5 protein-coding genes and 1 pseudogene are annotated in these 8,184 nt (G+C 53.0%); 3 read left to right on the forward strand and 3 right to left on the reverse strand.

All coding sequences use genetic code 11. From position 1 onward, the window contains the following. Positions 1 to 315: 315 nt before the first annotated feature. Together OGV85_RS03250 and OGV85_RS03255 are read right to left on the reverse strand one after the other, a co-directional pair. A complete protein-coding gene (locus OGV85_RS03250) occupies positions 316 to 627 on the reverse strand; it encodes a CcdB family protein (protein ID WP_057064246.1) in 312 nt (103 codons plus the stop codon). Next, on the reverse strand, positions 624 to 872 hold the full coding sequence (locus OGV85_RS03255; protein WP_049271083.1) for a type II toxin-antitoxin system CcdA family antitoxin: 249 nt from the start codon (positions 870 to 872) through the stop codon (positions 624 to 626). The genes OGV85_RS03250 and OGV85_RS03255 overlap by 4 nt, the downstream gene beginning before the upstream one ends. 211 nt (positions 873 to 1,083) lie before the next feature. Between OGV85_RS03255 and traD the strand changes: the two genes are divergently transcribed. Both traD and mobF read left to right on the forward strand, forming a co-directional pair. Continuing rightward, complete coding sequence (gene traD, locus OGV85_RS03260; protein ID WP_057064248.1) at positions 1,084 to 3,654, forward strand: type IV conjugative transfer system coupling protein TraD; 2,571 nt, start codon at positions 1,084 to 1,086, stop codon at positions 3,652 to 3,654. Beyond that, positions 3,651 to 4,520 (forward strand): annotated as a pseudogene (gene mobF, locus OGV85_RS03265) (MobF family relaxase); the annotation flags it as partial. The gene traD and the pseudogene mobF, both read left to right, overlap by 4 nt. Before the next feature lie 33 nt (positions 4,521 to 4,553). On the opposite strand, the gene OGV85_RS03270 reads toward mobF, so the two are convergent. Then, entirely contained in the window at positions 4,554 to 5,159 is a 606-nt protein-coding gene (locus OGV85_RS03270; protein ID WP_000509966.1) for a recombinase family protein, read from the reverse strand. 94 nt (positions 5,160 to 5,253) lie between these two features. Here OGV85_RS03270 and OGV85_RS03275 point away from each other — a divergent pair, with 94 nt between their 5' ends. Then, positions 5,254 to 8,151 (forward strand): Tn3-like element Tn5403 family transposase, encoded by a 2,898-nt coding sequence (locus OGV85_RS03275; protein WP_023307208.1) that lies wholly within the window; start codon positions 5,254 to 5,256, stop codon positions 8,149 to 8,151. The last annotated feature ends 33 nt before the right edge of the window (positions 8,152 to 8,184 follow it).

Below are 8,184 nucleotides of genomic sequence, written 5' to 3' on the forward strand. Positions count from 1 at the left end.
GCTGGAGAAAGGGTCATTCTGAGAATGAAGATTCCGACGTTACTAACTGAGTGTTGTATCTAATCGTGGGGGCAGGTCAGCCGATCAATGTACCTCGGTTGTCCATTCGTCCTCTTTGGGTAAAAATGGAAAAACTACACTCAGAGCCATCAAGAAAATAGATTCTTATTATGTACGAGTGGGGGATTCAACAACACAATTCCTCGTATTAGAGGATATCCCATATGTTGAATCCGAGATTCTGGATAACGGAGACCCTGGATCGGCATGGCGACGGTGCATGCAGGAGAAAGGTATCGTTTTTGGTTCTAAGAGTTAGCTACCTGTAACAAGAAAGTCTACAGCACTGACGATGAGATCTCTCATCTCAGGGCGGTAACTGTGAATATCCTCCTCATCAAGCTCATGAAGATAGACCGTCTGAATCAGCTGCGTCATCAGAATATATCGTTCACCATCGATGTTAACGACGGGATTAATCTTGCTCATTCCAGGTAATGACTGGCGCCATCTGACAAAAGGAATGATGACCCGTGTATTGAGATCGATTAACTGATCGGACTGCGCAATGACGAAATACGGATATTCCGGATTGTCCAGTCTTCTGAATACGGTCCCCTGATTCATTTGAAGACTCTCAGTGCTGCACTGCTGCCGGGAATAATATGTTCAGCAGTAAATTTGTTCATAGCATCAATAGCCGCTTTGTTTTCCTGTCTCCATCTGGCCTGACGTTCGGCACGGACCACGTCTTCAAGAGCAGAATTAAGGGCTGCTGAAAGATTGATGTTAAGCATCTTCGCTTCGTCCACCAGGGCGGCATCCAGCGAAATATTGGTGCTTCTTTTGCGCGACCGCATAGTCGTATTCATTGTTAAATCCTCTGCGCATTATGTATGCGCATAAATATAGCGCATTTATGCTCCAGAGCGTAAGTGCCTGTCGTTATTCCTGTGATATTTCGCTTCCTCACATGACTGCACAGGCGCAGTCATGTCTGCGGCGAGCGCTGGAATCTCTTTTTTTAACCAACCGTTTATCTCGTTGCCGTTCTGGCGATGCGATTACTGCCGGGTAAATTCTATGAGCTTTGCAGGTAAAAATCTCACTCAGGGTGGGCAGATGACTGCCTATCGCTGGCGCATGTTCTTTCAGGTCAATAACTGGATAGGATTCTGGATCTTCATCCTTTTTGCTGTGCTGGCAGCCGTCATCTTTTTCTTACGCATACCACAGGAGGTTTTCGATAACGGCTCACTGTGGTGGTTTTCCAGCATTAACAGTAGCTTCATCAACCTGATGCCGCCGGGCACTCCAAAACTCTATGACATCCATTACTGGTATGCCGCCACTCAGACGCAGATGGTTCTGAAAATGACCCTGCCACAGATACTCACAGACCCTTACATGACGGCTATGGGGGAGCAGTTTTTCAATGAACTGCAGTGGGCCGTGCTGGTCAGCGGTGTGTTCAGCATGTGTGTATTCGTGGGCATCGCCTGGTACATTGCCGACATTGGCCGCAAGGAAAGTGAAGACCAGTATATTTCCGGCATGCAACTGACGGAAAACCCGGCCGAGGTGAACCGGCTACTGCGTAAGAGTGGAGAACTGTCCGACTTACGTGTGGGTGAATTACACATGGTCAGGATGGCCGAAGTAATGAACTTCCTGATCCACGGCACGATTGGCGTGGGTAAGTCGACTCTTATTCGCTGGCTGCTGGAGTTCATCCGAAAACGTGGCGATCGGGCCATTATCTATGATTCAGGCTGTACATTTACTGAAACCCACTACAACCCCCGCACTGATTTCATTCTTAACGCTCATGATGAACGCTGCGCTAACTGGGATATGTGGGGAGAGTGTGTTGATGCTGTGGACTATGACAACCTTGCAACGAGTCTTATCCCCGTTGAAGGAGAGTCCGACCCCTTCTGGGTATCCAGTTCTCGGACCATTTATGCTGACCTGGCCATAAGGATGTCTGCTGACCCGGAGCGCAGCATTGAGAAATTTCTCAAGACATTGTTGTCCCTCAGCATGAAAAGCCTGCGTGATTATCTGGCCAACACCCCATCGGCAAACCTGGTTGAGGAGAAAATTGAAAAGACCGCCATATCGATCCGTTCAGTAGTCACCAACTATGCCAAATCACTGCGATACCTGCAGGGACTGGATGACGGTACCAAACCCCCGTTTACCATCCGCGAATGGATGACACAGTCGAAGTACGACAGCAGCTGGCTCTTTATTTCCACACAGGCCCGACACCGCAAAAGTGTCCGGCCTCTGATATCTCTCTGGTTATCACTGGCCACTATGTTTTTACAGAGTATGGGGGAGAACAGCGACCGGCGAGTGTGGTTTATCTGTGACGAAATTCCCAGCCTTCAGCGCATCCCCGAACTGGCAGAAACGATGGCTGAAGCGCGTAAATTCGGCGGCTGTTTTGTCCTGGGAATGCAGAATATGGCACAGATGATCCACGTTTATGGTCGTGAGCTGGCCAAAAGTATATTCGACCTGATGAACACCCGCATGTATGGCCGTTCCCCAAGTGCGGAGATGGCCAAAGTGGTGGAAGAGGAACTGGGGCATCAGCGTAAACGAAAAATTCGTGAGCAGAACAGCTACGGTCTGGATCAGGTCCGTGATGGTGTGTCGTTGGGTAAGGATGAGGTTAACGACCCAATTGTCGATTACGACCAGATTATGCGTCTGCCTAACCTGAGTTTTTATGTCCGTATGCCGGGTGAATATCCGGTTGTCCGACTGAAACTCAAATTCCGGAAGCCGAAAAAACATCAACCCGGGCTGATTGAAAGAAACATTCGCGATGCTCTGAGTCTCGAACTGGAAAAGGTGATTAAAAAAAATGAGCGTGCCGCTTCTGCTGCCGGTCTGACTTTCCCGACCGGGGATGAAATACTGGAAAAGTCGGGTGCTAATACAGCTGCATCCGGAGGCGATACAGGCATTACTTCCCGGCCCTCAGCCATTGTGACAGAAAAAGAAACGCCACCGGCAGGCGTTACTCCTGTCCGGGCCACAGAACCTGAGCTGAAGCAGGAAGACATTATTTCACCACCAGTGATCCCCGAAAAAAAATCAAGTGTCGTGAAGGTTTCCTCCGTTGAGAAAAATAATGTTTTCCCTCTGCTTTTTACCCGGCAAGCCCCACAGGAAACACCGACGCCCTCAGTTTCTGCTTCTGCAAATGACTCTCCGTGTTCTGGGGAACCAACCATTCCAGTTGTGCCCGATCCTGTTGTTCAGGACAGCACTCTGCCGGCGGCATTGCGCAGTCTCCGCCATCGTACATCCGGTACTGAACAGCCTGTCACCTCAGCCCTGGATATGTTGCAAAAGGCGCGCCAACGTCCTAACGCATCAGGCAACGATCAGCAGGGAGATGAGAGCGCGGCAGGGGAAACGCTGAACCTGGATGCACGAATCACCCCGAATAGTGATGGGGGGATAACGGTCACGACGTCGGGAAAAACAGTCCGGACAGACACCAGTCCGGAAACACACCAGACGAATAAACGTCTCGCGCAGGACGAAGAAAATATTTTATTGCATCGCAATCCCGACGATCCGGGTTATGGCGAACACGATCAACATTATGACGACAGAGAGCCTGAATTATGATGTCAGTCGCCCCTATTGGCTCGGCAGCCGATGCTGCTGGCTACTACAGCCATTCAGATAACTATTATTTCCTCGGTAACCTGCAAAGCCTCTGGATGGGGGAAGGCGCTGACGCGCTGGGCCTCGATGGTCAGGTCAGGGGAGATGACCTGACAGCCGTACTGGAAGGGCGTTTGCCTGATGGTTCCCGCCTGGGTAAAGAAATTAATGGCAACCATGTACACCGGCCGGGCCACGATCTTACTTTTTCAGCTCCCAAAAGCGTCTCAATACTGGCACTCATTGGGGGCGATAAGGAGATGCTGGAAGCCCATAACCATGCCGTTCGTATTGCTGCAGGTTATGTTGAGAAGCTGATTTCTGCCCGTGATACAAAAGACGGGATCACTTCCATCGTTCATACCGGCAAAATGGTGGCGGCGGCATTCACCCATGATACATCCAGAAATCTTGATCCCCAGCTGCACACGCATCTTCTTGTGGCCAACATGACAGAACAGGATGGTAAGTGGAAAGCGCTGGCCACTGACTATATCCATAATGCCGGTTTTATTGAGACGGTTATGAAAATGCAGGTGACGCTCGGGAAAATATACCGCAGCGCACTGCGAAGCCGTGTGGAGGCGCTGGGCCATGAGGTAGAAGAAGTCGGTAAACATGGCATGTGGGAAATAAAGGGGGTGCCGGAAGAAGTCAGGGAAGAATTTTCCTCGCGGGGACGCGAAATTCAGGGGGCAATCGGCGCTGAGGCCACATTACGCAGCCGGGACGTGGCGGCAAAGGATACACGAAGGGCCAAAGTTGATCCCTCCCGGTTACGCCTCATGGAACGCTGGCTGGGGCAGATGAAAGAGAAGGGATTTGATGGGGTCGGTTCCGGCTGAGGGCGAAATGACACCCTAAGCGTTAGCTCTGTGTCGTTGCACGATGTCAGCGACGGTATTCTTGCTGATACCGAGCTCGCGTGCGATCCAGCGATAGCTGCGTCCCTCGGCCCTCATCGCAACCACCTTAGGCAAAAGTCGGTCTGATTTTGGTCGCACTCCGGCCTGACGACCAAGCCTCTTACCACGTGCCTTCGCAACAGCAAGGCCTGACTTGACCCGCTCGCTGATGAGATCCCGCTCAAACTCCGCAATGCCGGAAAGAAACGTCGCCAGCATTCGTCCATACGGCGACGAAAGATCGAACGCCATTCCATTCATGGCTATCACGGAAACCTTCCAGTTCTCCAGTTCACGTAGCGTATTGAGCAGATCGAGCGTCGAGCGCCCCCACCGGGAAAGCTCAGTGACCAGGATTGCATCAATTTGTCTGGACTGGGCAAGCGCCAGGACTTTCTTTCGCTCGGCCCGGTCGAGTTTAGTTCCTGAACCTGTTTCCTTAAATATTCCCACCACGTCGTAGCCGGCACGGCCGGCGAAGGCTCGCAGATCAAATTCCTGGCGTTCACAAGACTGATCCGCTGTTGAAACCCGGCAGTAAATGGCGGCACGATGTCCCAATTGAACCCTCCTGGATTTTTGTATCGGAACGCCCTGATTTATATGGGCTGGCTGTTGTCCAAAACAGACTATACTTCAAAAGGGACGAATTTGTATGTCACGACGCCATATTTTCACCGAACGGCAGCGAGCAGCGCTGTTCGATCTGCCCACGGACGAACTGTCGCTACTGAAGTTCTACACGCTGGGCGATGATGACCTGGAAAACATTAGGCAGCGCCGCAGACCGGAAAACAGGATTGGCTTTGCCCTGCAACTTTGTGCCTTACGATATCCGGGCCGTGCACTGGCTCCTGGTGAGATGATCCCGCGTGAAGTCCTTTCCTTCGTCGGTGCTCAGCTTGGAGTTCCGGCTGATGCGCTTCTCACTTATGCCACACGGCGCCAAACCCGTCAGCAGCACATGGACACGCTGCGCGAAATTTACGGCTACAAGACCTTCACGGGCCGTGGTGCCCGTGATCTGCGGGAGTGGACTTTCGGCCAGGCCGAAGATGCCAGATCAAACGAGGATCTTGCTCATCGTTTTATTGTGCGGTGTCGGGAAACTTCCACCATTCTGCCCGCAGTATCGACAATCGAGCGCTTGTGCGCGGATGCTCTGGTCGCCGCTGAGCGGCGGATTGAAACGCGGATTGCGGAAAATTTAACAGCGGATGTTCGCGATCACCTGGACAAACTTCTGAGTGAAATGCTCGCCGGCAATATCAGTCGTTTCATCTGGCTTCGCAACTTCGAGGTTGGTAACAACTCGGCTGCTGCTAACCGTTTGCTCGACAGGCTCGAATTTCTGCGTACCCTGAATATCAATCATAGTGCTTTGGCCAGCATACCTGCCCATCGCATTGCCCGGCTGCGTCGGCAGGGTGAACGCTACTTCACCGACGGTTTGCGTGACATCACTTCGGACCGCCGCTGGGCGATCCTTGCCGTCTGTGTTGTGGAGTGGGAAGCGGCGATTGCTGATGCCATAGTCGAAACCCATGACAGGATCGTAGGAAAAACCTGGCGGGAAGCGAAGCGCCAGCATGACGAAACAATTTCCGGCTCTAAAGCCACACTCACGGATACGATCCGTACCTTCACCGCGCTGGGAGCTTCGTTGCTTGAGGCCCGCAGTGACGGAACCCCGCTGGAGATGGCTGTCGCCAGTTCGGTTGCATGGGACCGGCTCGCTCAACTGGTAGCGACAGGGACTCAACTCAGCAACACGCTAGCCGATGAGCCTCTTGCATATGTCGGGCAGGGATACCATCGCTTTCGTCGTTATGCGCCCCGCATGTTGCGCTGTCTGAAGCTCGAAGCCGCGCCGGTCGCCGGACCATTGGTAGCAGCAGCTTTGTCGATCGGAGAGATGAAAGGTGTTGCATCGCCAGAAAGGCGTTTCCTGCGGCCCAGCTCCAAATGGAACCGTCATTTACGAGCTCAGGAAAAAGGAGATACCCGTCTTTGGGAAGTGGCGGTACTCTTTCACCTCCGGGATGCTTTTCGTTCCGGAGATGTCTGGCTCGCTCATTCGCGCCGCTATGGTGACCTCAAGCAGGTACTGGTGCCGATGATCGCGGCGCAGGAAAATGCAAAACTGGCCGTGCCTTCCAACCCACAGGATTGGCTGGCAGACAGAAAGGCGCGACTCACGATCGCTCTTAAGCGGCTGGCCCGGGCTGCCCGTAACGGCACTATTCCGCACGGTAGCATAGAAGATGGAACGTTGCGGATCGACAGGTTGACAGCAGACGTGCCGGATGGTGCCGAGGCACTCATACTGGATCTGTATCGCCGAATGCCGTCCGTTCGGATTACCGACATGCTGCTTGAAGTTGATGCAGCCCTTGGTTTCACAGATGCGTTTACCCATCTGAGAACCGGGGCTCCATGTCGCGACCGGATCGGTCTGCTCAACGTCCTGCTCGCTGAAGGGCTCAATCTGGGCCTGCGTAAGATGGCGGAAGCTACAAACACGCATGATTACTGGCAGCTCTCACGCCTTGCCCGCTGGCATGTTGAAAGCGAAGCCATGAACCAGGCATTGGCAATTGTGGTGGCCGCGCAGGGTAAACTGCCGATGTCACGCGTCTGGGGGATGGGCACGTCAGCATCGAGCGATGGTCAGTTTTTCCCGACAGCGCGGCATGGCGAAGTCATGAACATGGTCAATGCCAAATATGGTTCTGTTCCCGGCCTCAAAGCGTATACTCACGTAAGCGACCAGTTCGCGCCATTCGCTTGTCAGTCGATCCCGGCGACCGTGAGCGAGGCACCGTATATTCTCGATGGACTACTGATGAACGAGGTCGGTCGCCATGTTCGCGAACAGTATGCCGATACAGCAGGATTCACCGACCATTTGTTCGGAGCCAGTAGCCTGCTCGGCTACAATCTCGTTCTGCGAATCAGGGATCTGCCATCGAAGCGGTTGTACGTATTTAATCCCGATACGACCCCCAGGGAGTTACGCAAGTTGGTAGGTGGAAAAGCCCGGGAGGATCTTATCGTTGCGAACTGGCCTGATATTTTCCGTTGTGCCGCGACGATGACCGCTGGCAAAATCAGGCCCAGCCAACTCCTGCGCAAGCTCGCTTCTTACCCACGACAAAACAACCTTGCAGTTGCGCTTCGTGAAGTTGGTCGTATTGAACGGACCCTTTTCATTATTGAGTGGATCCTGGATACGGACATGCAGCGGCGTGCTCAGATCGGTCTTAACAAGGGAGAGGCCCACCATGCGCTCAAAAATGCGCTCCGTATCGGGAGGCAGGGGGAAATTCGCGATCGCACGACAGAGGGGCAGCACTACCGAATCGCTGGGCTCAATTTATTGACTGCGGTGATCATTTACTGGAATACCGTCCATCTTGGTCATGCCGTCACGGAGCGGCGGAACGAAGGGTTGGATGTTCCCCCTGAATTTCTTCCCCACATATCCCCATTGGGCTGGGCGCACATTCTACTGACTGGCGAATATCTTTGGCCCAAGGAACCGAAAGCTTAGGGTGTCATTTCGCCCTCAGCCGGAACCGACCCC

Origin of the sequence: Citrobacter sp. Cf132, from assembly GCF_030333885.1 — a bacterium.
Lineage (GTDB): Bacteria > Pseudomonadota > Gammaproteobacteria > Enterobacterales > Enterobacteriaceae > Citrobacter > Citrobacter freundii.

Coding starts and splice junctions, on each gene's coding strand:
- OGV85_RS03250 (WP_057064246.1), bottom strand. CDS start 627: ATGAATCAGGGGACCGTATTCAGAAGACTGGACAATCCGGAATATCCG.
- OGV85_RS03255 (WP_049271083.1), bottom strand. CDS start 872: ATGAATACGACTATGCGGTCGCGCAAAAGAAGCACCAATATTTCGCTG.
- traD (WP_057064248.1), top strand. CDS start 1,084: ATGAGCTTTGCAGGTAAAAATCTCACTCAGGGTGGGCAGATGACTGCC.
- OGV85_RS03275 (WP_023307208.1), top strand. CDS start 5,254: ATGTCACGACGCCATATTTTCACCGAACGGCAGCGAGCAGCGCTGTTC.